Origin of the sequence: Dyella jiangningensis, assembly GCF_003264855.1 — a bacterium.
GTDB classification, from domain to species: domain Bacteria; phylum Pseudomonadota; class Gammaproteobacteria; order Xanthomonadales; family Rhodanobacteraceae; genus Dyella; species Dyella jiangningensis_C.
Map to the genome: position 1 here is coordinate 713,872 of NZ_NFZS01000004.1, position 23,605 is coordinate 737,476.

Below are 23,605 nucleotides of genomic sequence, written 5' to 3' on the forward strand. Positions count from 1 at the left end.
CTCAGCTTTCCCGATGGTGGCCCGTATCAGAAGAACGAGGCGCCCACCGTCACCATGAAGGTGCGCGGTTCCAGCAACGAGTAGTACGGAGACGCCGTCGCCAGCGGCTTGCCGTCCGGACCGAGGTAGCCCGCACTGTTGTTGGCCAGGAACGCCGAGGCGTTGTTGGCGCTCGTGAGGGCGTGGCGATCGCCGATGTTCGACACGTTGAGCTTGATGTACGGCTGGCGGAACCAGCTGGCGAAGTCGCTGAAGCGGTAACCGGCATTGAAGCCGAAGGTCGTATAACCACCGACGCGTTCCGTGTTCATGAAGTCGCCATACATGGAGCTGTGGTAGTTGCCGTAGATGCTCGCCCACAGCGGACCGTGGTCGTAGCTCAGCTGCAGGTAGGCAATGTTGCGCGGCGTGTTGAACAGCTGCTTGCCGTCGGTCGGGTAGTACACGTACATGCCCGCCTTGTTCTTGCCAGCATTCAGGTCGCTCTCCACCGTGGCGTCGGTGTAGGTGTACTGGCCGTAGACCTTCCAGGCCTCGGTGATGTTGAAGCTGGCTTCGGCAGCGAAGCCCTGCTGCTTCACGCGGGCGATCTGCGTGTACACCGGCTCGCCCGTCACCTGGTCCTTCGCCGAGATGGTCTTGTTGTTGAAGTTGCTGTGATACAGCATCACGTTCGTCGAGAAACGATCGTTGTAGTAGCGGTAGCCCAGGTCGTTGTTCCAGGCCGACTCCGGCTTGTTGGCCGCGGTGCCGGTGATCTGGTTGAGGAACACGGCGCCATTCGGCGGCGCGCGGTAGGTTTCACCGATGCCGTAATAGATCTGGCTGTTCTCGTTGGGCGAGAACTTCACGCCCACCGCCGGGGTGAACTTATGGTACGTACCGTTGAGGTCGTCGTTACCGAAGCCCTTGGCGAAGCCGCCCGTCGAACCCGGGTTCTCGAACGCGAAGCCCGAACGGTCCACGTGCAGGTAAGCCAGTCCGGCCGTGAGCAGCCACTGGTCGTTCGGCGTCCATGTGTCGGTGATGAAGCCCTTCTTGACTTCGGTGACGGTGTATTCCTCATAGGCGTTCTGCACCTGGCCATCCGGATACAGCACGTAGTTGGAGCTGCCCCAGATATCGTTCGGCACGCCGGTCGCCCAGCTGGCCATGCTGAACTTGTCGTTCTGCTGCTGGCGAGCGCGCTCGTACCAGAAACCGTATTCGAGCGAGTTGTCCATGCTCAGGTCCTGGTTGAACTTGGCGATCACGCCCGGGCGATACGTGGTGCTGCTGCTGAAGCCGTACACCAGCGCCTTCTTGCCGTTCGGGCCGGTGACGATCGCGCCGTCCTGGTTCAGGTCCTGGTGAGCCGACTCGTACAGGTTCTGCGTCGAGTTGGTGGTCTCGGCGAAGAACGAGTTGCCGGTGCCGCCGCCGCCATCGCCGTACTGGAAGTACGGCACCACCGACAGGCGCAGCGAATCGGTGAGCTTGAACTCGCCGTCCAGGCTGAACATATAGTTGCGGAACGGGTTGTTGTGCAGCTGGTAGTACTGGCTGTCACCGGGCGTGTAGGTCGTGTCGTAGTCGTAGAAGTAGCCGTGCTTGGCCAGGTCCGACTTGCTCAGGCCGTAGTAGCCGTTGCGCACTTCGCGGTTGTACTGCAGCGAGGCGCTGATCGAGTTGTTGCTGTCGATGGTCCACAGCGACTTGCCTTCGACCTTGGTCACGTTGAGGTCGCCAGCACCGCGCCACTTGTCGACGGAGTTGTCGGAGTACGACAACCACGAACGCACCGGCCCGGTGTCGCCGGTGTTGAGGCGCACGAAGGTGCGGCGGTAATCATGCGAGCCCAGCGACTGCGTGATGTCCACGCCCGCCTTGTGGGAAGGATCGATGGTCGCCCAGGCGATGTGGCCGCCGGCCGCACCGGAGTCCGGCATGTCGACATCGGGGATGCCCTGCAGCACCGTGATGTCGCCGTAGTTCTCGGAGTCGCCGTACTCGGTGGCGTACACCGCGTAGCTGCCGGTATCGGTAATCGGAGCGCCGTTCACGGTCACGCCGATTTCGCTGGAGTTGAAGCCGCGGATCGAATAGTTGCCGTCCGACAGGCCGGTCACGTCGTCCGTGGAGGCATTCACGCCCGGGATGCTGCTGACCATCTGGGTGAAGTTGCTGCCCGGCGGCGCCTTCACGATGGCGTCGCGGCTGATCGTCGAAACCGCCTTCGGCGCCGTCTGCACCGACATCAGGCCGCCGCCGAGCGACAGGCTCTGCGCCTGCACCGTCACCGTGTTCAACTCCTGCACGCGCTTGGTGTCGTTGGAGGTGGTGGTGTTGGAGGTGCTCGACACGCTGGTGCGCTGCTGCGTCGTGTCCTTGTTCGCGGCCGGTTGGGACTGGCTCGCCGCATCCTGCGCCACGGCAGTGCCGGCGGCCATGCAGAACACGACGGCGATCGCCATGGAAAGGTGGTTTCGTTTCATCATCGTCTCTTCCAGAGGTAGCAATGTTTTGGGTATGCCGTCGCCCGAAGGCAGCGGCAGACGGTGGTGGGGATTGGGGGTTACCACCCGGATGAAATATCTTTCGAATGACCGAAAGAAATGACGCAATACCTTGTAAAATATCGCAATTTCATGCCATTTAACGTAATTTTAAACGTTTTCTCCGGGCGTAAAAAAAGCCCGATCGGAAAATCGGGCAGAAAATTACGAAATCAGTTGAACGCCACCGGCCTGCGCGAAACACCCCCTTGCGCTAAGCCGGCTTTTGTAAGCCTCGCATAAGTATTTTACAGGAAATTTACTGTGCGATCACGGTGACGCCGAAACAACTCGCGGATCGCTCAAGGGCCGCACCCGCAGGCGCGGCCACCGCATGGGCCTTATGGCTTGCCGAGATAGCGGGCCCGCTTGGCCGGCTTGAGGTTCGCCAGGTCCAGCATGACGAGGCCATCGACGCAGCCGGAGAAGCCCGGGTCCTCACCGAAGTCGAGGAACTGCACGCCTTCGGGCTCAACCAGATCCACGTACTGGCGATAGAGCACCGGCAGGCTGACACCCAGCGCGTCCAGATGATGCTTGAGCTTGCCCAGCCCGGCGGCGGGGTCGAGGCCCTCAAGCGCCGTTCGCACGAGCTCGATGACATCCTTGGAGACCACGAAGGGCTGACGCGCCGAGGCGAGGCCGGGCGCACCGAAATAATGCTGATGGGCAGCGGCAATCCATTCGCGCGCCTCGCGCGGAATGCTCACCGACATGCTCACCGGGCCAAACAGGTAGCGCAGTTCTGGATGACGCTGCAGGTACAGCCCAATGCCCTGCCAAAGCTGGTCGAGCGCACGGGATCGCCAGTAGGCCGGCGCGATGAAGCTGCGTCCCAGCTCCAGGCCCTGCGACAGCCGCGATTCCAGCGCGGGCGAATAGTTGAAGAGGCTGGACGTGTACAGGCTGGACATGCCGCGCTCGCCAATCAGGCGGCCGCCATGGCCGAAACGGTAGGAGCCGACGATGCGCAAGGCCTTCGCATCCCACAGCACCAGGTGCTCATAGTGAGGGTCGTACACATCGAGATCGCGCCGTGCACCCGTACCCTCGCCCACCTTGCGGAAGGTGAGCTCGCGCAGTCGCCCGATTTCGCGCAGCACCACGCTGTCAGACGCCCCCTTGAACAGGTACACCTGCTTGCCGTCGTTCAGATCCGCCAGCTTCTCGGCCTGCGACTGCAACTCGGCAGCCACTCGCTCGGTCGGTTCCGGATGGGCAAGCGGCGCCTGGCCGCCGAAGATCAAGCCGCGATGCCGCCCCACGCGATAGACGTGACGTCGCATGAGCTTGGCGGCGCGCTGGGTGGAACCGCCTGCACGCTGCTCCAGTTCCTCCGCGCCCACCAACGCGCCGATGCTGAAGCCGATGCGGCGGCTCACCGGAGAGATCGCCTCACGCGGCAGCATCGCCGTGCTGAGCGGCTTGGCCAGCATCGAGAGACCGTAGAACATCGCCGAGTTGCGTGCGGCCACATGGATCGGCAACACCGGCGTACGAGCGCGCTGCGAAAGTCGTGCGAAGCCATCGGACCAGCGGCCATCGCGCACGCCATCGGGTCGCATGCGCGACACTTCGCCCGCGGGAAACACGATCAGCGCCTCGCCGTTGTCCAGCGCGCGGTAGATGTCGCGCATGCGCGAAGCAGCGCCCTTGCCGAACACATCGACCGGGAGCAGCAACTTGTGCAACTGGGGAATGGCCATCAGCCAATCGTTGGCGAGGATGCGTACATCGCTGCGCACCGAACCGACCAGCTGCGCCAGCGCGAGCGCATCGACCATGCCGAGCGGATGATTGGCGACGATCAGCACGCCGCCTTCCACCGGAATGTTCTCGCGCTCCCGGGGATTGGCGTAGTAGCTGACGCCGAGCAGGTCGAGCGTGCGCTCGACGAAGTCGAAGCCTTCGGCCTCGCCGATCGCATTCAACGTACGGTTGAAGCCGTCCTGGTCAGCCAGGCGGCCCAGCATGCCGGCTACCTGCCGCCGGATCAGGGGATGCTGCGCCAACCATGGCAGACGTTCGGTGAGGGTCTGTTCAACGCTGAGCATGACCGCCTCCTGGGAATTACCCCAAATGCTGGTAGCGGATTATGACAGCAAGGTTATGCGAAAAGGATCAGAAGATGGCGACGACGACAACTTGCCGCAATTCAAACAGCCGGATGCATCAGATAGCCAGATGCAGATAGGCCGCCACGCCACCGAGGAACATCTGCACTGACAGCGCGATAAGCAACATGCCCATCACGCGCTCCAACGCGGTGAGAACGCTTTCGCCGAGCCAACGGAACAGGTACGTGGAGCACAACAGGATCACCGACGTGGCCAACCACGCGCCGAGCAGGGCAATGGCCCAGTCCGCCGTACGTCCGGGCTGAGTGTTGGTCAGCAACAGCAACGCCGCCATCGCGGATGGGCCGGCCACGCCAGGAATCGCCATCGGCACGATGAACGGCTCGCCTTCGCCCTGCTTGCCGAAGATGCCGCCACCATCCGCCGGCGGGAACACCATGCGGATACCGATGAGGAACAACACGATGCCGCCGGCAATGCTGATCGACTCCTGCCTCAGCTGCAGCAGCTTGAGGATCAGCTGCCCGCCCATGAGGAAACCGAGCAGCACGGCGAGCGCAATCAGCAGCTCGCGCACCATCACGTAACGACGCCGCCTGGGCGCGACATCCTTTAGCAAGGTCAGGAAAATCGGGATGTTGCCCAGCGGATCCATGATGAGGAACAACAGGATCGCCGCCGACAACGTGGTCATCTGCGTTTCCATGTCAGCACTGCTCCGACACGGTCATGCGGATACCCGCAGGTCGAGCGTGGCGCCACGCGCCGCCGCACCCTGCCCACCCAGCAGATAGATCACTGCCTCAGCGGTGGCGTCAGGCACCGGGTGGATGGTGGTGTCCTCGCCGAAATAGGCCGCCCGGCGCAAGGTGGTGCGCATGGGTGCGGGCAACAACGCATGCGCGCGCAAGGGCGTCTTCTCGGTCTCCTGGTGAAGGATCTCGACGAAGCGCTCGAGCGCCGCCTTGGAGACAGCGTAACCGCCCCAGTGCGCTCGCTGCATGAGCTCGGGATCATCAAGCACGAAGACGGCGGCACTGTCCGGCGCACGCGCCAGCAGCGGCATGCATGCCTGGGTGAGCGCGAACGGTGCGGACACGTTGACGTGCAGCGCGCGCAGCCAGTCGTCAGGCTTGTGCACGGAAAGCGGCGTGAGCCCATTGAAACTCGCGGCGGCGTGCACGATGCCGTCGAGGCGGCCGAAGTCGCGTTCGAGGCCATCGGCCAGTGCCTCGTAGTCGCGCGGCGTCGCGGCTTCCATGTCCAGCGGATGGATCACGGGCTCCGGCAAGCCTTCGCTCACCATGCCGTCGTAAAGCTGCTCGAGCTGGCGTTTGCGTCGACCGGTGATGACCACGGTGGCACCGGCGCGTGCGGCGGCGCGCGCCACTGCGGCACCCAGCCCACCGTAGGCGCCGGTCACCAGCACCACGCGGTCGGTGAGCGAGCCGGCAGGCGGCGTCCAGTCCTGCGGCAGACGAACAAGGGGAAGCGTCATCAGGAATCGGCCCCTTCCACGTCCGCAGCCATGCGCGCGAGTTCGCCCGAGGCCTTGAGGTCTTCCACGATGTCGCAGCCGCCGATCAGTTCGCCCTGGATGAACAGCTGGGGAAACGTCGGCCAGTTGGCGTAGTGCGGCAGCGCTGCACGCACCTCCGGGTCGGCCAGCACGTTCACCGCATGGAACTGCGCGCCAGCCTCCGTCAGTGCCTGCGCGGCACGACTGGAAAAGCCGCACATGGGGAACTGCGGCGTGCCCTTCATGAAGAGCACGATGGCGTGCTCGGCGAGCACAGCCTTGATTCGCTCATTAACGTCCATAAGTCAGGTCATTCATCATTACAATGCACGCGGATCGGTAGTGTATCAGTCGTATGCCCGCAGCCGGCCCATGGCTGTCCCGGCCCGACTCCTTATCCTCAGCCAACGCCCAGGAGCCACAACATGGCGATCGAACTCCCTCCCCTGCCCTATGAAAAGAACGCGCTCGAGCCGCACATCTCCGCGGAAACCCTCGAGTATCACTACGGCAAGCATCACCAGGCCTATGTGACCAACCTCAATAACCTCATCAAGGGCACCGAGTTCGAGAACGCCGCGCTCGAGGACATCATCAAGAAGTCCTCCGGCGGCGTGTTCAACAATGCCGCCCAGGTCTGGAACCATACCTTCTACTGGAACTCGCTCAGCCCGAACGGCGGCAAGGAGCCGACCGGCAAGCTGGCCGATGCCATCACCAAGGCCTTCGGTTCGGTCGAGAAGTTCAAGGAAGAATTCACCAAGTCGGCCGTGGGCAACTTCGGTTCCGGCTGGACCTGGCTGGTGCAGCGCCCGGACGGTTCGCTGGGCATCGTGAACACCTCCAATGCCGCCACGCCGATCACCGGCAGCGACAAGCCGCTGTTTACCTGCGACGTGTGGGAACACGCGTACTACATCGATTACCGCAACGCCCGTCCGAAGTACATCGAGGCGTTCTGGAACCTGGTGAACTGGGACTTCGCGGCCAAGAACCTGGCCTGATATCCGGGCAAGGCACAAAAAAACGGGGCCAATAGGCCCCGTTTTTTGTGCAAACCATGCTTTTGTAGGAGCGCACCCAGTGCGCGATAACGACGAAGCGATGACCATCGCATCGCGAAAACCGGTATCGCGGATACACCGCCGCTTTGGATCGCGCACTGGGTGCGCTCCTACAGGGCAGGTTTCGTCCTGGCTTACTGCTTCTCCATCAGCTTGCCCACCGCCGGATAAGCCTGTTGATCGCGTCCGAGCGCACGCGCAACGCCACTCAGACGTTCAATCAGTTGATCGGCGTCAGGCGCACACACCGTGGCGTGCCCCACCTTGCGCCCAACCCGCGGCTGCTTGCCGTAGTCATGCCAGTGGGCGTCGACGGCTTCCAGCACGGGCGCGGCGTCCGGCAATTCGCCGATCCAGTTGAACATGGCCGACAACCCGCGCGCGGAGGTATCACCCAGCGGCATGCCCAGCACCGCACGCACATGGTTTTCGAACTGGCTGGTGAGCGCGCCTTCGATGGTCCAGTGGCCGGAGTTGTGCACGCGCGGCGCCATCTCGTTGCCCAGCAGTTCGCCGTTCTTGACGAACAGTTCGAGCGCGAACACGCCCACGTAGTCGAGCTTCTCCGCCAACGTCCGGGCCAGACCCGTGGCGCGTTCCTGCAAGCCGGCGATGTCCGGCGCTGGCGCCAGGCTCAGGGATAGCACGCCATCGGTATGCCAGTTCTGGGTGAGCGGCCAGGTGCGGAATTCGCCATCGCGGGAACGCACGGCAATCACCGACAGCTCGCGATCGAACGGCACGAAGGCTTCCAGGATCAGCCCATGCGCCTCGGCCTGTGCACCCAGCGCGGCCCAGGCGGCATCGGCATCGGCCAGCGACTTGATGCGGAACTGACCCTTGCCGTCGTAGCCCAGCCGGCGGGTCTTGAGGATGGCCGGTGCACCGATCGCGGCCAATGCAAGGTCGAGGTCCTGGCGGGTATCGATGGCCTTGAAGTCGGGCGTCTGCAAACCGCATTCGCGGAACAGCGTCTTTTCCGCCAGACGATCCTGCGCCACGGCCAACGCCCGAGGCGCCGGGAACACCGCTACCCGCTCGGCAAGCCAGTGCGCGGTTTCCGCCGGCACGTTCTCGAAATCGAAGGTGACCACATCGACTTGGCGGGCGAAGTGCTCGAGCGCGTCGTAATCGGTCCAGTCGGCCACCACCAGGGGAGCCACCTGGCCGGCACAGGCATCGGCCGCACTGTCGACCACCAGGCTCTTCACGCCGAGCGGAGCAGCCGCAAGAGCCAGCATGCGGGCGAGCTGGCCACCGCCGAGGATGCCGAGGACGAGCTGGCGACGCGTGCTCACGTGCGGGGATCCGGATGGTCGAGCACGCTCTGCGTCTGGCGCGTGCGATAGGCCTCGACCGCCTTGGCCAGCGAAGCATCGTGCAACGCAAGCACCGAAGCGGCCAACAGACCCGCGTTCACTGCACCAGCGCGACCGATGGCCAGCGTGCCGACCGGAATGCCGGCAGGCATCTGCGCGATCGAGAGCAGCGAATCCATGCCATTGAGCGCCTTCGACTGCACCGGGACGCCGAGCACGGGCAAGCGGGTCTTGGCCGCCAGCATGCCCGGCAGGTGGGCCGCGCCGCCGGCGCCGGCAATGATGACCTGGATACCGCGCTCGACGGCCTCTTCCGCGTACTGGAACAACAGGTCCGGGGTGCGATGTGCGGATACCACGCGCACCTCGTGCGCAACGCCCAGCTCGGCCAACACGTTGGCCGCATGCTCCATGGTTTCCCAGTCCGAGCGGGAGCCCATCACAACACCCACGCGCGGCGGGAGGGAAGTCGAGGTCATGACCCAAGCCATCCAAAAGGGGTTATTGTACGGACTTTCCGCGTTTCGGTACGAACCCGCTTATCCATGGATAAACGCCTGCTCGATATCCTGTGCTGCCCGGTCAGCAAGGTCCCGGTCCGCCCTCTCAGCCGCAGCGAGCTGGAGGCACTCAACGCCGCCATTGCCGCTGGCGGGGTCCAGAACGTCGCCGGCGCGGCGGTGCAAACGGCACTGTCCGAGGGCCTCATCACCACCGATCGCAAAGTGATCTACCGGGTGGACGACGGCATCCCCGTCATGCTGCCCGAAGAGGGCATCGGCACCCTCCAGTTGCGGGATTTCCCGGCCGCCGCCTGACCTACGGGGACCTGTCAACCGCAGGGCCCTGCGTCGTGCTGTGAACGCGTCGACATATATCGAAGCGCCCCATGACAGCGCGGCCGGCTTTCACGTATTGTAGGCATGCGTATTGTCGGAACGGGCCGCACGCACGTCGGCATCACTTCAGGGGTGTGGCGATGAAAGACGCCAGTGAACCTTCCAACATCGTCAGCCTGACCCAGCGCCTGGATCCGTCCAGCGAGCGCGGAGGCGCCCTTTTGAACACCGTCCGGGACATCGCTGGCCGCCGCCTGCAGATCTTGATCAACGGCATGTTCGAGCATGTCGATGACGCCCTGTTCGACCTCGCCGAAAAGGCCGAGAACAACGCGGCGCAAATGCACTACTTCGACGGCATGCGTGAAGTGCGCAAGCGCCGCCCCATCGTCGAGCGCTCCTTTCTCGCCCATGTATCGCGCGAACTGAGCGATTTTGCTGCCAACCAGCGTACTGCGCCGAGCAGCGGCATCCAGCTTCCCGTCGGCACCGCGGAACTCTCGCTGGTGGCGGACAACGAACTGGAAGAATCGTTGGCCATCACCAGCATGATCGGCAAGAACGAGACGCGCCTGACGCGCGAGCTGTTCTCGGTGAATCAGCGCCTGTCGGTCATCTACGGCGGCCTCAAGATCGAAGACGGCAGCAATCCGGTCGGTCCGGCATCGCTCTCGCAGGCGTTCCGGCTGGCGATGCGCGAGCTCAACGCGGAGATGCGCGTCAAGCTCATCATCTACAAGCTGTTCGATCGCTATGTGCTGGCATCGCTGGACGAGCTCTACCAGGAGATCAATGCCGAACTGATTCGCGCCGGCGTGCTGCCCCAGTTGCGCCACGAAGTGTCGCGCAGCGGCGCCACCGGGCGCGGTGCGGGCGCAGCCACCGCCGATGGCGGCCAGGAAGGCGGCGCCTACCTGGGTGATGACGAAGGCAGCGCCTCCAGCGAACTGCTGCAGACGCTGCACACGCTGTTCAGTGCCCGCCGCGGCGCACCGGCCACCGCCATGCGCATGCCGGCCGGCGCCGTGCAGCTGCCCAGCGCCAATGAGTTGATCGGTGCACTGAGCGTGCTGCAGAGCCAGGCGGCCATCAACCAGCCGTTGCCCCTTGGCGCGGGCAACGCGCTGGAGCTTGCCGGCGAAGTGCAGCAGCTCAAGGAGCACCTGCTGGCGCAGATCGGCTCGCTGCGTGGCGAGAAGCCCAGCCAGGTGTCGACCATCGACGAGGACACCATCGACCTCGTCGGCATGCTGTTCGAATTCATCCTCGAGGACCGCAACCTGCCCACCGAGATGCAGGTGCTGCTGGCTCGCCTGCAGATCCCATATCTCAAGGCCGCCATCCTCGACCGCAAGCTGTTCGCGCACCGCCAGCATCCTGCACGCCGCCTGCTCGACAGCCTGGCCGACGCCGCCAAGGGTTGGTCGGCCGAGTCCGATCGCGACCACCGCCTGCACGACAAGATCAAGTCCATCGTCGACCGCCTCCTGCAGGACTTCGACGACGACATCAGCATTTTCGAACGCCTGTGCGTCGAACTGCAGGAATTCCAGGACATCAGCCGCCGCCGTGCCGAACTGGCCGAGCAGCGCGTGGCCGAGTCCACCCGCGGACGGGAAAAACTGGAACAGGCGCGCCGCCGCGCGGCACGCGAAATCCTCAGCCGTATAGACGGCCATACGCTGCCGCCGCTGATCCATGGCGTGCTCTCGCGCGCATGGGCCAATTACCTGGTGCTGACCATCCTGCGCCAGGGCGAGGAATCCAGCGAGTTCCGCGACGCGCTCCGCTTCGCCAACGACTTCATCGACAGCACCAAGCCCGCACGCACGCTGGACGAGCGCCGCGCGCTGCGCCAGATGTTGCCCGGCATCGAGCGTGCGCTGCGCCGCGGCCTGGCCAACGTTGCTTTCCAGGAAAGCGACATCGATCGCCTGCTGGCGCAGCTGCATACCTACTACCGCCACCAGCTCGGCGAAGCCGTGCCGGAGGCGGAGATCCAGGCCGTCGCCGAGCCCAGCAGCCTGCCGATCCCGGAGAGCATCCAGCCGATCGCCGAGGCGGAACTCGCCCGCTCCGAACCGGAGCCTGAGCCGCTGGTCGACACGCCGGAAATGCAGCTCGTGGCCGAGCTGAAGCCGGGTATCTGGCTTGAGTTCATCACGGGTCCGGAAACGGTCGAGCGCGCCAAGCTGTCCTGGATCAGCCCGATGAGCGGGCGCTACCTGTTCGTGAATCGCCGCGGCCTCAAGGTCGCCGACCACGCCCCGCACGAACTGGCTGAGGCGCTCGCCCGCGGCTCGGCTCGCGTGCTTGATTCCACGGCCCTGTTCGACCGCGCGCTGGATGCCATCGTCGGTCGCCTCAGCCAGCCTGCCACGGCGACCAGCCCCGCAACCGAATGACTTCCCAACGACTTGTTCCTCCGGCGTCCGACCTGATCCGGGCCGACGTCGAGCGCGCATTTGCCGAAGATATCGGCACCGGCGACGCCACCGCCGACCTCCTTCCCGCCTCGGCCTTGGCCAGCGCCACCCTGACCTGCCGCGAGCATGCCGTCATCGCCGGCATCGACTGGTTCAATGCCTGCTTCGCCAGCCTGGACCCCGGCATACAGATCGAATGGCTGCTGAGTGATGGCGATCGCGCCGAAGCCGGCTCGGTGATTTGCCGACTGCACGGACGCGCCCGCCCGATGGTGAGCGCCGAACGATCGGCGCTGAACTTCCTGCAGCTGCTTTCGGGCACCGCCACCACGACCGCCGCCTACGTTGCCGCCGTGGCCGGTACCGGCGTGCGCGTATTGGACACCCGCAAGACCGTGCCCGGTCTTCGCCTGGCACAGAAATATGCGGTGCGCTGCGGTGGCGGCCATAACCATCGCGTGGGCCTGTACGACGCCATCCTGGTGAAGGAAAACCACATCATCGCCGCCGGTGGCATCCGCGCCGCGGCCGAAGCGGCCCGCCGCCTGCATCCAAAGCTGCTGCTGGAAATCGAGGTCGAGAACCTGGAAGAACTGCAGCAGGCACTGGACGCTGGCGCCGACCGCATCATGCTCGACAACTTCACCTTGCCGCTGATGCGCGAGGCCGTGGCTATTGCCAAAGGCCGTGCGGAGCTGGAGATTTCCGGCAATGTCGACCTGAGCACGATTGCCGACTATGCCGGCACCGGCGTGGACTACATCTCGGTCGGCGCCTTGACCAAGCACGTGCGGGCCGTCGACCTGTCACTGCGCTTGAAGCTGGACTGACGACGGGCGGCCACTGCCGCTCCGTAGGCCGTTGGAATCGCCGGTGCTGGACCTGGGGCATGGCCAAAGCCGACTTCGTGCCCGGCCATGCTGCCTTCACCTTGCAAGCCACACGCGCCGCCTACACTCTCGCTCCATGAGTGAACTTCCCGACCTGATGCTGTTGCTGGTCCTGCTGGCTGTCATAGGCGGCTGGTTGAAGCTGAGCCGCGCCCGCGAGCAGGCAACCCAGGAAGCGCGCCAGCTGTGCCGCCAGCATGGCCTGCAGCTGCTGGATGAAAGCGTGGGGCTGCGCAGCCTCAAGCTGCGACGTGCAAGAGGCCAATGGTTCTGGGAGCGCTGCTATACCTTCGAGGTGAGCATCGACGGTGACGACCGGGAGCCAGGGAAACTGTGGATGTCAGGCCGCGCCCTCACCGGCCTGAGCCTTCCCACGATCCAGAGCCACCTGCCGGACCTGATGGCAGAGCACGTGCCGCGAACCTCGCAAAGCGGCAACGTCGTGCCGCTGCGTCCCCGCTTGAACAGGGACAGCAGCCTGCACTGAGGCTGCTGCCGGCCTTATTTCACGACGCGCAGGAAGGGCGCGCTGCGCTTGGGCTTGTCGCCCGCCTGATCGCTCTCGGGCGAGGGCGGCGTGTCATCAGGGTCGGAGGGCGGCGGCGGGTTGTCCCCGCCTTCGTCGGCAGGAAACATCATGCCCTGCCCGTTCTCCTGGGCGTAGAGCGCCAGCACGGCCTGCACGGGGATATGGATGTTGTGGCTGACGCCGGAAAAACGGGCCTGGAAACTGATCCAGTCGTTGCCGAGATCCAGGTTGGCCACAGCACGCATCGCGAGGTTCAACACCACCTGGCCGTTCTTGATGACCTGAGGCGGTACCCGCACGCCTTCGCGGGCGGCATCCACCAGCACGTAGGGAGTGAGGTTGTTGTCGGTGATCCAGTCATAAATTGCCCGCAAGAGATAGGGGCGATTGGAGGTCATCGGCGGTAGCTTGTCGTCGGTCATTCAAAAACCCGTTGGAGACCGGCGTCACGGAAGCCTCCCGGAGCCTGGTCGAATGGATGGCGGCAGTGTAATGCCAAGCCGAGGGGAGGTGCGCAGGACATGCCATCAGGCACGGCGGCAGTCACGCCGATAGCCGGCCATCTCATCGGATCCCTGGCTATCGGATCAGGGCCGCATGGCCTTTTCTTCAGCGGTCATGCTGCGTGCATAGCCCTGGCTGGCGAACAGCCGCTCGCCGTAATCGAGGATGGGCTTGCCGTCGCGTCCCAGGTCCACTCCCAGCCACGGCAGGCGCCAGACCACGGGTGCCACCAGGCAATCGGTCAGGCTCATCTCGGGGTTGAGGAAGAACCGCGATGCCTTGAAGAGCGGCAGCGAGGCCAGCAGGTGCTCACGCAACCGCTTGCGGGCGGCATCCGCCGGGCGTCCGCCAGCCTTGATGGTTTCAATCTCGGGCAGCCAGTCGAGCTCGATGCGCACCGTGGCCAGGCGCAGCCGCGCACGGGACAGCGGATCGATCGGCATCAGCGGGGGATGGGGATAGCGTTCGTCCAGGTATTCGCAGACGACTGCCGTGTTGTAGAGGGTGAGGTCCCTGTCGACCAGGGTCGGCGTGGTGCCGTAGGGGTTCAGCTCGAGCAGGTCTTCGGGGGGCTTGGCCGGGTCCACCAGCACCCGTTCATAGCTGACGCCCTTGGCTGCAAGCACCAGACGGGTGCGGTGGCACTGGATGCCATCCGCGGTGGTGTACAGGGTGAGTGCGGTACGCGAACGAGCGCTTTGAACCATGCGCGATCTCCCCATCGACATTAAGCGAATACGGCGGCACTAGGCCGCCGTACCCTGGGCCATTGGAGGGGCGCCTCAGTGGACGTCCTTCCAATATTCCTTCTTTAGCAGATATGCCAGGAAAGTGAAGCCCGCCAGGAAGAGCAGCACCCAGATGCCGTAGCGCTGGCGCTGCAGGGCGGCCGGCTCGGAGGCGTACTCGAGGAAGGCGGTCAGGTCACGCGTGGCCTGCTGGTATTGGGCCGGCGTCAGCTTGCCCGGCTGGGACAGCTCCAGCTTCTCCACCTCGTCGGAACCTTCCTTCTTCACCGCCGTCTGCACGCCCTGAAGCTCCCACAGGGGGTTGGGCATGGAGGCGTTCGGGAAGACGGTGTTGTTCCAACCCACCGGACGGCTGGGATCCACGTAGAACGAGTTGAGGTAACCGAAGACCCAGTCCGCACCCTCTTCCTTGGTGCGAACTTCCAGCGAGAGATCCGGCGGTGCCTTGCCGAAATACTGCTGGGCCGCCTCTTCCGGCATGTGCGAGACCACCGGATCGCCGAACTTCGCGCCGGTGAAATTGAGGTTTTTCATCACCTCGCCTTCGCTCAGGCCGAGATCCTCGGCCATGCGCGAATAACGCACGTACTTCAGCGAGTGGCAACCGACGCAGTAGTTGAAGAACAGCTTGGCGCCACGCTGGAGCGAAGCCTGGTCACGGATGTTGACGCCGGCGGAAGGCAGCTTGCCCTCCTCGGCGGACACGGTGGACGTGGCGCCCACCAGCAGACCCATGGCAAGTGCAAACGAGTAAATGGCTTTCTTCATCGGGGACTGTCGCTTAGTCATGGTCAAACACCACCCGCTCCGGCACCGGCTTGGTCTTTTCCCAGCCAAGGCGCGTGTAGAACCACAGGAACACGAAGTACCCGAAGTACAGGAGCGTCATCACGCGACCGAACGCGTTCTCCCAGAAGGTTGCGTCGGAGGGAACCCACTCGACGAGCTTCTCGCCGACCACGCCCGCGCCCACCAGCGCCAGGCCGATGAAGGAACCGGCGAACGTCAGCAGCGCGACCTTGAAGCCAGTGCCGCGATAGCGGATCGAACGCACCTTGCCCGCATCGATCCACGGCAGCAGGAACAGCAGCGCGATGGCGCCGAACATGCCCAGCACGCCCCAGAAGGCCGTGCCGAAGAACGACGGGATCATGCGCAGGATCGCGTAGAACGGGGTGAAGTACCACGACGGCTTGATGTGCGTCGGCGTCACCAGGTTGTTGGCCGGCAGGAAGTTGTCGTGCTCCAGGAACCAGCCGCCAAAGGTCGGCGCGAAGAAGATGATGAACGCCGCGATGATCAGGAAGAAGCCGACACCGAACGTATCCTTCACCGTGTAGTACGGGTGGAAGGGAATGCCGTCGGCAGGCTTGTTCGGATCCCAGCGGTTGCCCTTCGGGCCGTGCTTGACGTCCACGCCGTCCGGGTTGTTCGAACCCACCTCATGCAGTGCGGCCAGGTGCAGCACCACCAGCAGCAGCAGCACGATCGGCAGCGCGATCACGTGAAGTGCGAAGAAGCGGTTGAGCGTGGCGTCGGCAGGCAGGTAGTCGCCCATGATCCACTCCACCAGGCTGCCGCCGATCACCGGGATCGTGCCGAACAGCGAGATGATCACCTTGGCACCCCAGAACGACATGTTGCCCCACGGCAGCACGTAGCCCATGAAGGCCTCGGCCATCAGCGCCAGGAAGATCAGCATGCCGAGCAGCCACACCAGCTCGCGCGGCTTCTGGTACGAGCCGTACATCAGGCCGCGGAACATGTGCAGATACACGACCACGAAGAACATCGACGCGCCCGTGGAGTGCATGTAGCGGATCAGCCAGCCCCACGGCACCTCGCGCATGATGTACTCGACCGAGGCGAACGCGAGCGCCGCAGTCGGGCTTGTAGTTCATGGTGAGGAAGATGCCGGTGACGATCTGGTTGACCAGCACCAGCAGGGCGAGCGAACCGAAGTAGTACCAAAGATTGAAGTTCTTCGGTGCGTAGTACTCGGTCATGTGCTTGCGGTAGACGGGCATCAGGCCCGGCGCACGCTCGTTGAACCAGTCGCCGATGCGCGTGAATACGTTGGCCATTAGCCGGCCTCCTTCGGATCCACGCCAATCTGGATGTGCGTGTCGTCAACGAAATGGTACGGGGGCACCAAGAGGTTCTTGGGTGCCGGCACGCCGGCGTAGACACGGCCGGACATGTCGTAACGCGACTTGTGGCAGGGGCAGTAGAAGCCGCCCTTCCAGTCCGGATCGAACGGCTCGGGCTTCATCACGGGGACGAAGTCGGGCACGCAACCCAGGTGGGTGCACAGGCCGACCAGCACCAGCCACTCGGGCTTGATGGAGCGTGCTTCGTTCTGCGCGTACTTGGGCTGCTGCTCGGCCGAGCCCTGGTCGGACTTGGCGTCGACCAGACGACCGTCCTGGCTGGGCAGCGCGTCGAGCTGGGCCTTGGTGCGATTGACCACGAAGACCGGGAGACCACGCCAAGGATAGGTGACCTTCTGGCCCTCCTCGATCTTGCTGATGTCGACCGTGACCGGCGCACCCGCGGACTTCGCCCGAGCACTGGGCTCCCACGACTTGATGAAGGGCACAGCTGCCGCGACGACTCCTACACCTCCGACCACTGCCGTGGTCGCTGTGAGGAAGCGGCGGCGGCCGTGATCGACGACTTCGTTCGCCATCAGGCTCTCCGGTACTTACATGCCATTGAGACGCGGAACTTATAGAGTTCCACAGGTGCTTGCCAAGCGCGTCGACATGTACGACAGCGGAAATCCTTCCGCATCGGACCAGAAAAATCCTAGCAACTCCCCCAAACAGCAGGCACGCGGCGCCGCTACGATGAGCATGCGGCAGAGCCGCAGGCTTTCGATTCCGGGCACCTTGCGCACCGGGAAGTTCCCGGGACGACCCGCTTCGCAAGCGCCAGCAGAATCCGGCTCCCGCAAAATCGCGTTAGTGTAGCGTCAGGGCATGACTCGTACAATAAAAGCGGTGCTTTTGCCGCACCTACGCGCAATCCGACCTAACGCCTTGCCACGAAACGCATAACGACATGAAACATGCCGCAGGCACGCTCGCCTTCATTGCCCGCTTCGTCGTACTCGGGCTGGCGGCAGCCTTCGTCATCAGCCTCCTGTGGCCCAATGTCGGGAATCGTCTGCGGCAACACTTCGGCGTCGGGCAACCCGCTGCGGAAGCTCCGGCGGTCGCCGCGCCCGCCACGCGCATCAGCGGCCCCGCCTCGTATGCCGACGCCGTTTCGCGCGCGGCGCCGTCGGTGGTGAACATCTATGCGAACAAGATGGTCACCGAGCAGGCCGTGCAGATGTATACCGATCCCGTGCTGCAACGGCTCTTCGGCGGCCGCCCTGCCGGCCCGGCCTACAAGAAGCGCGAGCAGAACCTGGGCTCGGGCGTGATCGTGAGCAGCCAGGGTTATGTGCTCACCAACAACCACGTGATCGCGAATGCCGACGACATCCAGGTGCTGCTGTACGACGGTCGCGTCGCCAAGGCCAAGGTGGTTGGCGCGGACATGGAAACCGACCTGGCGGTGTTGAAGATCGACGCGGGCAACTTGCCGGTCATCCATATCGCCGACCGCCAGCCCGTGCGCACCGGCGACGTGGTGCTGGCCATCGGCAATCCGCTCGGTCTCAACCAGACCGTGACCATGGGCATCGTCAGCGCCATCGGCCGGCAGCTGAGCAGTGGCAGCCCCGAGGATTTCATCCAGACCGATGCGGCGATCAACCTCGGCAACTCGGGCGGCGCGCTCGTCAACACCGAGGGCGAACTGGTCGGCATCAATACCCTGCTGATCGGCAAGGCCGCCAACGCCGAAGGCATCAGTTTCGCCATCCCGGTGGCCAGCGCGAAGAAGGTGCTGGACCAGATCATCGACACCGGCCATGTGGTGCGCGGCTGGATGGGCGCGGACTACACCTTCGTTCCCGTCGCGGCCGACAGCGGCCTGCCCGCCGCCGCGCGCGGCGCCCTGGTCACCGACATCTACCCGGGTGGCCCGGCTGCCCAGGCGGGCATCCAGCCGCATGACATCCTGCTGCGGCTGGGCAAGGAGGACATCGTCGGGCCGGCCGACCTGCGCCGGCACGAGGCCGCCCTCAAGCCGGGAAGCAAGGTGGAAGTGTCGGGATTGCGCAACGGCACGCCGTTCCGCACCGAGGTGATCCTGGCCCAGCGCCCGCCGCTGACGCCGACCGCCTCACTGGATGGCTGATACCCCGCCCGTCACCACGGGCGCCCGGCCGCCGGGCACGTGGATGGCCTGCCCGTAGCGGCGACGCAGCGTGCCGACACGCTCGACGTAGACCCGGGTTTCGTCATACGGCGGCACCCCGTTGTAACGCTGCACGGCGCCAGGCCCCGCGTTGTAGGCGGCGGCAGCCAATTGCTCGTTGCCATTGAAGGTGCGCAGCAGCAGGCCGAGGTAGCGGGCGCCGCCCCGGATGTTCTGCGCGGTATCGAAGGCGTCCTTGACGCCCATGTCGAGCGCCGTACCTGGCATCAGCTGCATCAGGCCCTGGGCTCCCTTGATGGAAAGCGCGCGGGGATTGAATGCGCTTTCGGCATGGATGATCGCGCGCAGGAAGGCCTCATCAACGCCAGATTCCTGGCTGGCGAGCTGGATCACATCCGCGTACGCCGCAAGATTGAGCGCGACCGAATCCCAGCGGATGTTCGAGTGCAGGTTGCAGGCCACGCAGGTGGCGATATAGGTGAACAGCATCGTCACCGCTGGCCCCTGCGCCCCCGCCGGGCGAAGGTTGGTGTATTCCACGCTGCCGTCCTTGCGGACGATGCGATAGACCGCGCCGCGTAATACACGGTCGCCATCCGCGGATACGTCCGCCACCGGCTTGTCGGGCACGGAACGGCTGCGGGCCGGGCTGGTTTCGCTGTAGCTCCACTGCCCCGGTTTGCCATCGGGAGCACGGGATGGCGGCACGCGGCGCGCCGTGGTTTCCACGGAATCCTGCACCCAGGCCAGGGAGGTTACCGGCGGCGCCACGGTCGGCGCCTTGGTCGCGGACGTCCCGACCGAACCCTGGACGCCCGAAAGCGTCGGTGCCGGCGCTTTTGCCACCGTTTTGCGACGCACGGGCTCGGGCGCACCGGCAATCCGGGTGCAGCCCTGGTAGCCCACCGCGCTGCTGCTGAACACCACTTCGCCGGACGTCCCGCTGCAGCGATAAAGAGCGCCCGCGTGGCTGGCGGCGGCCGGGCCAAGCAGCCCCAGCATGAAGACGCAAACGGCCGCCAGCCGCCGAACAGCCGGGTCATGGATCCATGGCAAAAGCCGCCGGATCACGACGTTCGCACCGGTCGCGGCATCGTGACCACGACGCGACCCCGGCCCAACACACCCATACCCCCCCCTTCTTGATGCATCCCGCCCCGCCTGGACGGTGGCAGGCACGTCGCAGTGTGCCCCCGGCCAAGGCATGAGCCAAGTGGCACCTGGCCATTTCGTGCGGCAGGGCAAGCTTGCCGACCTCGCAGGCGTTTCAGGCATGCAAGTATCTGACCAAGCTGGCTCTTCGGGTGGCAGGCGCAAAGCGGGGAGCGTAAACTGTGCGGTTCGGCGATCTTCCCGCCGCCAAGCGAACGACGGTACCAAGAGCCTGTTTAATGTCTTTCCATAGTCTGCGTTGTGCACAAATGGCCACCAGGGAGTGGACTGTGGCGCAGCGCCTGACTGGCTGTCAGGTCAAGCCGCAGGCCGCTCTCTGGTGGCCATTTGTACACAACCCAAAGGGCTGGGCCTGTGTGCCCACCATCCAGCGTCATCACTCAGCCGTGTATCGACATACACTCCATCATTCTTCCTTGGCCGGCGGGCACACAGGCCCGGCGCAGACCATGGAAAGGCATTAAACAGGCTCTCATCCCATGACCGGCAAGCTTTTCATCAAAACCCACGGCTGCCAGATGAACGAGTACGACTCGGCCAAGATGGCGGACGTGCTCAAGGCCTCGCATGGGCTGGAACTGACGCAGGACGAGTCCGAGGCGGACGTCATCCTGGTCAATACCTGCTCGATCCGCGAGAAGGCCCAGGAAAAGGTGTTCAGCCAGCTCGGCCGCTGGAAGGAACACAAGCAGGGCGGCAAGCCGGTGCTGATCGGCGTGGGCGGCTGCGTGGCCTCGCAGGAAGGCAAGGACATCATCAAGCGCGCGCCGTACGTGGACCTGGTGTTCGGCCCGCAGACCCTGCATCGCCTGCCCGAGCTGATCGAGGCGCGCCGCGAGAGCGGCAAGCCGCAGGTGGACATCAGCTTCCCGGAAATCGAGAAGTTCGACCGTCTGCCCGAGCCGCGCGCCGAAGGCCCCACCGCCTTCGTCTCCATCATGGAAGGCTGCTCCAAGTACTGCTCCTACTGCGTGGTGCCCTACACCCGCGGCGAGGAGATCAGCCGCCCGTTCGACGACGTGCTGGTGGAAGTGGCCCAGCTCGCCGAACAGGGCGTGCGCGAAGTGACCCTGCTGGGCCAGAACGTCAACGCCTATCGCGGCCCGACGCATGACGGCGGCATCGCCGACCTGGCCGTGCTGATCCACGCCATCGCGCAGATCGAGGGCATCGGCCGCATCCGCTTCACCACTTCGCACCCGCTGGAGTTCTCCGACTCGCTGATCGAGGCGTACGCCAACGTGCCGCAGCTGTGCAACTTCCTGCACCTGCCGGTGCAGGCCGGTTCGGACCGCATCCTCACTGCGATGAAGCGCGGCTACACCACGCTGGAATTCAAGCAGAAGATCCGCAAGCTGCGCGCCGTGCGCCCGGACATCTGCCTCTCCTCGGACTTCATCGTCGGCTTCCCCGGCGAGACCGACGAGGATTTCGAGAAGACCATGAAGCTGATCGAGGACGTCGGCTTCGACCAGAGCTTCTCCTTCATCTTCTCTGCGCGCCCCGGCACACCCGCCGCCAACCTCGAGGATCACACCTCGTCCGAGGTGAAGCACGAGCGCCTTTCGCGCCTGCAGGCCAAGCTCAACGACAACGCCCGCAAGATCAACGAGGCGATGGTGGGCACCGTGCAGCGCGTGCTGGTGGAAAAGCCCAGCAAGAAGAACCCCAATGAATTCACCGGCCGCACCGAGAACATGCGCTTCGTGAACTTTCCTGGCCATGAGCGGATGATCGGCCAGTTCATCGACGTGGTGATCACCGAAGCCATGAGCAATTCGCTGCGTGGCCGCGTGCATCTTGCCGATGAAGCCGCCGCTTGAGCTTGATGCCTCTAAAAGCCCCTCTCCCGCCGGCGACCGAAGGAAGTCCCCGTGGGAGAGAGGGGTTGGGGTGAGGGTAAGGGTCTTACCTCAAGTTCCAACTTTGGAGGGACCATCGGTCGGACGCTCCGGCCGCACCCTCATCCGCCTGCCGGCACCTTCTCCCGAGGGGAGAAGGGTCCCTCCTCGAACTCTTCGACAATCCCCATGACCAACGGCCTTTCCCAACGCGACTTCGCCCTCGAACCTGAAGACAACGCCCGTCTTTCCAACCTGTGCGGCCCGTTCGACGAACACCTGCGCCAGGTGGAATTGCGCCTGGGCGTGGAGATCAATCATCGCGGCAATCTGTTCCAGGTGATCGGCGAAGAAGGTGCGGTACGTGCGGCCGAAAAGGTGTTGCACGCGCTGTATGCAACCACCGAGACCGAATCGCTCAACGGCGCGAAGATCAACCTGCATCTGGCCGAATCGGGCATCGAGGCGATCGTCAACGAAGCCGCCGAGGGCGCGCAGGAAGTCGCCATCAAGGTGAAGCGGGGCCTGATCAAGGGTCGCGGCCCCAACCAGGCTCGCTATCTGCACGCCATCACCACGCACGACATCAGCTTCGGCGTCGGCCCGGCCGGCACCGGCAAGACCTATCTCGCCGTGGCGAGTGCAGTCGAGGCATTGGAAGCCAATCGAGTGCAGCGCCTGCTGCTGGTGCGCCCGGCAGTGGAAGCCGGCGAGAAGCTGGGCTTCCTTCCTGGCGATCTTTCGCAGAAGGTCGATCCGTACCTGCGCCCGCTGTATGACGCGCTGTACGAAATGCTCGGCTTCGAAAAGGTCGCCAAGCTGATCGAGCGCAACGTGATCGAGATCGCCCCGCTCGCCTATATGCGCGGCCGCACGCTCAACGATTCGTACGTGATCCTCGACGAGGCGCAGAACACCACCGCCGAGCAGATGAAGATGTTCCTCACGCGCATCGGCTTCGGTTCGGTGGCGGTGATCACCGGCGACGTCAGCCAGATCGACCTGCCGCGCCATGTGCGCTCAGGGTTGCGCCACGCCATCGAGGTGCTGCGCGGTGTCGATGGCATCAGCTTCACGTTCTTCACCTCGCGCGACGTGGTGCGCCATCCGCTGGTGGCGAAGATCGTGCGCGCCTACGAGGCGTTCGAGCAGGCCAACGAGGACCCGCCCAAGTGAGCGTCGCGCCGTTGACGCTGTCCCTGGGCTATGCGGCGCCCCGCAAGGGCGTGCCCTCCGCCGCCAGCTTCCGCACGTGGGCGGAGGCAGCGCTGCGTGGCGCCAGGCGCCGCAAGGCCACCGAGCTTTCCATCCGCGTGGTGGATGCGAAGGAGGGCCGCACGCTCAACCGCACCTACCGCGGGCGTGACTACGCCACCAACGTGCTGTCCTTTCCCGTCGAGCTGCCGCCGGGCGTGAAGCTGCCGCTGATCGGCGACCTGGTGATCTGTGCCCCCGTGGTGGCGCGCGAGGCGAAGGAGCAGCGCAAGCTGCCACGCGACCACTGGGCGCACATGACGGTGCACGGCGTGCTGCACCTGCTGGGTTACGACCATATCGAGGATGCCGAGGCCGAGGCGATGGAGGCGTTGGAGACACAGATTCTGGCCGGGCTGGGGATTGCCGACCCGTACGACGCCTGAGCTTCTACCTCCCCTCCCCTCCGGGGAGAGGATGGAGGTGAGGGGCCAATCTCGCGGCACCCCTGCGTCGAAGCCGGCTCTGAATTGGCCTTACCGCGAGCACCCACCCCTCACCCTGCCCTCTCCCCGGAGGGGAGAGGGAGAAAAGCGCCGCGTTCCATCAGCACGGAAAAGCGGGCGCGGCGGCTTGTTCCTGAATCGTCACGTTTTTTCCGCTAGACTGGCCAC

Annotated in this window: 21 protein-coding genes and 1 pseudogene; 9 read left to right on the forward strand and 13 right to left on the reverse strand. The window is 64.6% G+C overall.

The features are described 5' to 3' along the window. Nucleotides 1-26 precede the first annotated feature (26 nt). The 5 genes from CA260_RS15860 to grxD all read right to left on the reverse strand — a co-directional run bounded on the left by CA260_RS15860 (nucleotide 27) and on the right by grxD (nucleotide 6,433). Nucleotides 27-2,474 (reverse strand): TonB-dependent receptor, encoded by a 2,448-nt coding sequence (locus tag CA260_RS15860; protein ID WP_111984424.1) that lies wholly within the window; start codon nucleotides 2,472-2,474, stop codon nucleotides 27-29. A 401-nt stretch (nucleotides 2,475-2,875) separates the two neighbouring features. Continuing rightward, entirely contained in the window at nucleotides 2,876-4,588 is a 1,713-nt protein-coding gene (locus CA260_RS15865; RefSeq protein WP_111983997.1) for a GNAT family N-acyltransferase, read from the reverse strand. Nucleotides 4,589-4,706: 118 nt separating this feature from the next. Then, nucleotides 4,707-5,306 carry a YhgN family NAAT transporter gene (locus CA260_RS15870; RefSeq protein ID WP_111983998.1) on the reverse strand — a complete coding sequence of 200 codons (600 nt, stop codon included), beginning with the start codon at nucleotides 5,304-5,306 and terminating at the stop codon, nucleotides 4,707-4,709. 33 nt (nucleotides 5,307-5,339) lie between these two features. Further along, on the reverse strand, nucleotides 5,340-6,110 hold the full coding sequence (locus tag CA260_RS15875; protein ID WP_111983999.1) for an SDR family NAD(P)-dependent oxidoreductase: 771 nt from the start codon (nucleotides 6,108-6,110) through the stop codon (nucleotides 5,340-5,342). Next, nucleotides 6,110-6,433, reverse strand: a complete 324-nt coding sequence (grxD, locus tag CA260_RS15880; RefSeq protein ID WP_111984000.1) for a Grx4 family monothiol glutaredoxin — start codon at nucleotides 6,431-6,433, stop codon at nucleotides 6,110-6,112. Before grxD ends, CA260_RS15875 begins: the two co-directional genes overlap by 1 nt. Nucleotides 6,434-6,556: 123 nt before the next feature. On the opposite strand from grxD, the gene sodB reads away from it, so the two are divergent. Beyond that, a complete protein-coding gene (sodB, locus tag CA260_RS15885; protein WP_111984001.1) occupies nucleotides 6,557-7,135 on the forward strand; it encodes a superoxide dismutase [Fe] in 579 nt (192 codons plus the stop codon). A gap of 194 nt (nucleotides 7,136-7,329) precedes the next feature. On the opposite strand, the gene CA260_RS15890 is transcribed toward sodB, so the two are convergent. After that, complete coding sequence (locus CA260_RS15890; RefSeq protein WP_111984002.1) at nucleotides 7,330-8,493, reverse strand: 5-(carboxyamino)imidazole ribonucleotide synthase; 1,164 nt, start codon at nucleotides 8,491-8,493, stop codon at nucleotides 7,330-7,332. Beyond that, complete coding sequence (gene purE, locus CA260_RS15895) at nucleotides 8,490-8,993, reverse strand: 5-(carboxyamino)imidazole ribonucleotide mutase (protein ID WP_111984003.1); 504 nt, start codon at nucleotides 8,991-8,993, stop codon at nucleotides 8,490-8,492. The genes CA260_RS15890 and purE overlap by 4 nt, the downstream gene beginning before the upstream one ends. Before the next feature lie 66 nt (nucleotides 8,994-9,059). Between purE and CA260_RS15900 the strand changes: the two genes are divergently transcribed. From CA260_RS15900 to CA260_RS15915, 4 genes are all read left to right on the forward strand, one after another. Then, the gene (locus CA260_RS15900; protein WP_111984004.1) at nucleotides 9,060-9,332 is read left to right on the forward strand and encodes a Trm112 family protein; all 273 of its coding nucleotides are present in this window, start codon (nucleotides 9,060-9,062) and stop codon (nucleotides 9,330-9,332) included. Between the two features lie 161 nt (nucleotides 9,333-9,493). Then, nucleotides 9,494-11,758: a DUF1631 domain-containing protein gene (locus CA260_RS15905; protein ID WP_111984005.1), complete on the forward strand. Its 2,265-nt coding sequence runs from the start codon at nucleotides 9,494-9,496 to the stop codon at nucleotides 11,756-11,758. Then, on the forward strand, nucleotides 11,755-12,609 hold the full coding sequence (gene nadC / locus CA260_RS15910; protein ID WP_111984006.1) for a carboxylating nicotinate-nucleotide diphosphorylase: 855 nt from the start codon (nucleotides 11,755-11,757) through the stop codon (nucleotides 12,607-12,609). Before CA260_RS15905 ends, nadC begins: the two co-directional genes overlap by 4 nt. A 136-nt stretch (nucleotides 12,610-12,745) precedes the next feature. Next, nucleotides 12,746-13,156, forward strand: coding sequence for a DUF3301 domain-containing protein (locus tag CA260_RS15915; RefSeq protein WP_111984007.1), 411 nt, complete (start codon nucleotides 12,746-12,748; stop codon nucleotides 13,154-13,156). 14 nt (nucleotides 13,157-13,170) lie between these two features. On the opposite strand, the gene CA260_RS15920 is transcribed toward CA260_RS15915, so the two are convergent. The 5 genes and pseudogenes from CA260_RS15920 to petA form a co-directional block, all read right to left on the reverse strand. Beyond that, nucleotides 13,171-13,620 (reverse strand): ClpXP protease specificity-enhancing factor, encoded by a 450-nt coding sequence (locus CA260_RS15920; RefSeq protein WP_238149787.1) that lies wholly within the window; start codon nucleotides 13,618-13,620, stop codon nucleotides 13,171-13,173. A 165-nt stretch (nucleotides 13,621-13,785) separates the two neighbouring features. Continuing rightward, entirely contained in the window at nucleotides 13,786-14,409 is a 624-nt protein-coding gene (locus CA260_RS15925) for a glutathione S-transferase N-terminal domain-containing protein (RefSeq protein WP_111984008.1), read from the reverse strand. 75 nt (nucleotides 14,410-14,484) lie between these two features. Further along, nucleotides 14,485-15,219 (reverse strand): cytochrome c1, encoded by a 735-nt coding sequence (locus CA260_RS15930; protein ID WP_111984009.1) that lies wholly within the window; start codon nucleotides 15,217-15,219, stop codon nucleotides 14,485-14,487. A gap of 13 nt (nucleotides 15,220-15,232) precedes the next feature. Continuing rightward, a pseudogene (locus CA260_RS15935) lies at nucleotides 15,233-16,535 on the reverse strand (cytochrome b). Next, nucleotides 16,535-17,140: a ubiquinol-cytochrome c reductase iron-sulfur subunit gene (gene petA / locus CA260_RS15940; RefSeq protein WP_111984010.1), complete on the reverse strand. Its 606-nt coding sequence runs from the start codon at nucleotides 17,138-17,140 to the stop codon at nucleotides 16,535-16,537. The pseudogene CA260_RS15935 and the gene petA overlap by 1 nt, the downstream one beginning before the upstream one ends. Before the next feature lie 374 nt (nucleotides 17,141-17,514). On the opposite strand from petA, the gene CA260_RS15945 reads away from it, so the two are divergent. After that, nucleotides 17,515-18,702 carry a S1C family serine protease gene (locus tag CA260_RS15945; RefSeq protein ID WP_111984011.1) on the forward strand — a complete coding sequence of 396 codons (1,188 nt, stop codon included), beginning with the start codon at nucleotides 17,515-17,517 and terminating at the stop codon, nucleotides 18,700-18,702. On the opposite strand, the gene CA260_RS15950 is transcribed toward CA260_RS15945, so the two are convergent. Next, complete coding sequence (locus tag CA260_RS15950) at nucleotides 18,688-19,725, reverse strand: lytic transglycosylase domain-containing protein (protein ID WP_111984012.1); 1,038 nt, start codon at nucleotides 19,723-19,725, stop codon at nucleotides 18,688-18,690. The genes CA260_RS15945 and CA260_RS15950 overlap by 15 nt on opposite strands. Before the next feature lie 650 nt (nucleotides 19,726-20,375). Between CA260_RS15950 and miaB the strand changes: the two genes are divergently transcribed. From miaB to ybeY, 3 genes are all read left to right on the forward strand, one after another. Next, nucleotides 20,376-21,719 (forward strand): tRNA (N6-isopentenyl adenosine(37)-C2)-methylthiotransferase MiaB, encoded by a 1,344-nt coding sequence (gene miaB, locus CA260_RS15955; protein ID WP_111984013.1) that lies wholly within the window; start codon nucleotides 20,376-20,378, stop codon nucleotides 21,717-21,719. Between the two features lie 207 nt (nucleotides 21,720-21,926). After that, nucleotides 21,927-22,913 carry a PhoH family protein gene (locus tag CA260_RS15960; RefSeq protein ID WP_111984014.1) on the forward strand — a complete coding sequence of 329 codons (987 nt, stop codon included), beginning with the start codon at nucleotides 21,927-21,929 and terminating at the stop codon, nucleotides 22,911-22,913. Beyond that, nucleotides 22,910-23,377, forward strand: coding sequence for an rRNA maturation RNase YbeY (ybeY, locus tag CA260_RS15965; RefSeq protein ID WP_111984015.1), 468 nt, complete (start codon nucleotides 22,910-22,912; stop codon nucleotides 23,375-23,377). The genes CA260_RS15960 and ybeY overlap by 4 nt, the downstream gene beginning before the upstream one ends. Nucleotides 23,378-23,605 lie beyond the last annotated feature (228 nt).

Excerpts from the sequence above, each read along its gene's own strand:
- CA260_RS15870 (WP_111983998.1), bottom strand. The coding sequence starts at position 5,306 with ATGACCACGTTGTCGGCGGCGATCCTGTTGTTCCTCATCATGGATCCG.
- CA260_RS15900 (WP_111984004.1), top strand. The coding sequence starts at position 9,060 with ATGGATAAACGCCTGCTCGATATCCTGTGCTGCCCGGTCAGCAAGGTC.
- CA260_RS15950 (WP_111984012.1), bottom strand. The coding sequence starts at position 19,725 with ATGCTGGGGCTGCTTGGCCCGGCCGCCGCCAGCCACGCGGGCGCTCTT.
- CA260_RS15930 (WP_111984009.1), bottom strand. The coding sequence starts at position 15,219 with ATGAAGAAAGCCATTTACTCGTTTGCACTTGCCATGGGTCTGCTGGTG.
- CA260_RS15960 (WP_111984014.1), top strand. The coding sequence starts at position 21,927 with ATGACCAACGGCCTTTCCCAACGCGACTTCGCCCTCGAACCTGAAGAC.
- miaB (WP_111984013.1), top strand. The coding sequence starts at position 20,376 with ATGACCGGCAAGCTTTTCATCAAAACCCACGGCTGCCAGATGAACGAG.
- petA (WP_111984010.1), bottom strand. The coding sequence starts at position 17,140 with ATGGCGAACGAAGTCGTCGATCACGGCCGCCGCCGCTTCCTCACAGCG.
- nadC (WP_111984006.1), top strand. The coding sequence starts at position 11,755 with ATGACTTCCCAACGACTTGTTCCTCCGGCGTCCGACCTGATCCGGGCC.
- CA260_RS15905 (WP_111984005.1), top strand. The coding sequence starts at position 9,494 with ATGAAAGACGCCAGTGAACCTTCCAACATCGTCAGCCTGACCCAGCGC.
- sodB (WP_111984001.1), top strand. The coding sequence starts at position 6,557 with ATGGCGATCGAACTCCCTCCCCTGCCCTATGAAAAGAACGCGCTCGAG.
- CA260_RS15860 (WP_111984424.1), bottom strand. The coding sequence starts at position 2,474 with ATGAAACGAAACCACCTTTCCATGGCGATCGCCGTCGTGTTCTGCATG.
- grxD (WP_111984000.1), bottom strand. The coding sequence starts at position 6,433 with ATGGACGTTAATGAGCGAATCAAGGCTGTGCTCGCCGAGCACGCCATC.
- CA260_RS15920 (WP_238149787.1), bottom strand. The coding sequence starts at position 13,620 with ATGACCGACGACAAGCTACCGCCGATGACCTCCAATCGCCCCTATCTC.
- CA260_RS15865 (WP_111983997.1), bottom strand. The coding sequence starts at position 4,588 with ATGCTCAGCGTTGAACAGACCCTCACCGAACGTCTGCCATGGTTGGCG.
- CA260_RS15875 (WP_111983999.1), bottom strand. The coding sequence starts at position 6,110 with ATGACGCTTCCCCTTGTTCGTCTGCCGCAGGACTGGACGCCGCCTGCC.
- CA260_RS15945 (WP_111984011.1), top strand. The coding sequence starts at position 17,515 with ATGAAACATGCCGCAGGCACGCTCGCCTTCATTGCCCGCTTCGTCGTA.
- purE (WP_111984003.1), bottom strand. The coding sequence starts at position 8,993 with ATGACCTCGACTTCCCTCCCGCCGCGCGTGGGTGTTGTGATGGGCTCC.
- CA260_RS15925 (WP_111984008.1), bottom strand. The coding sequence starts at position 14,409 with ATGGTTCAAAGCGCTCGTTCGCGTACCGCACTCACCCTGTACACCACC.
- CA260_RS15915 (WP_111984007.1), top strand. The coding sequence starts at position 12,746 with ATGAGTGAACTTCCCGACCTGATGCTGTTGCTGGTCCTGCTGGCTGTC.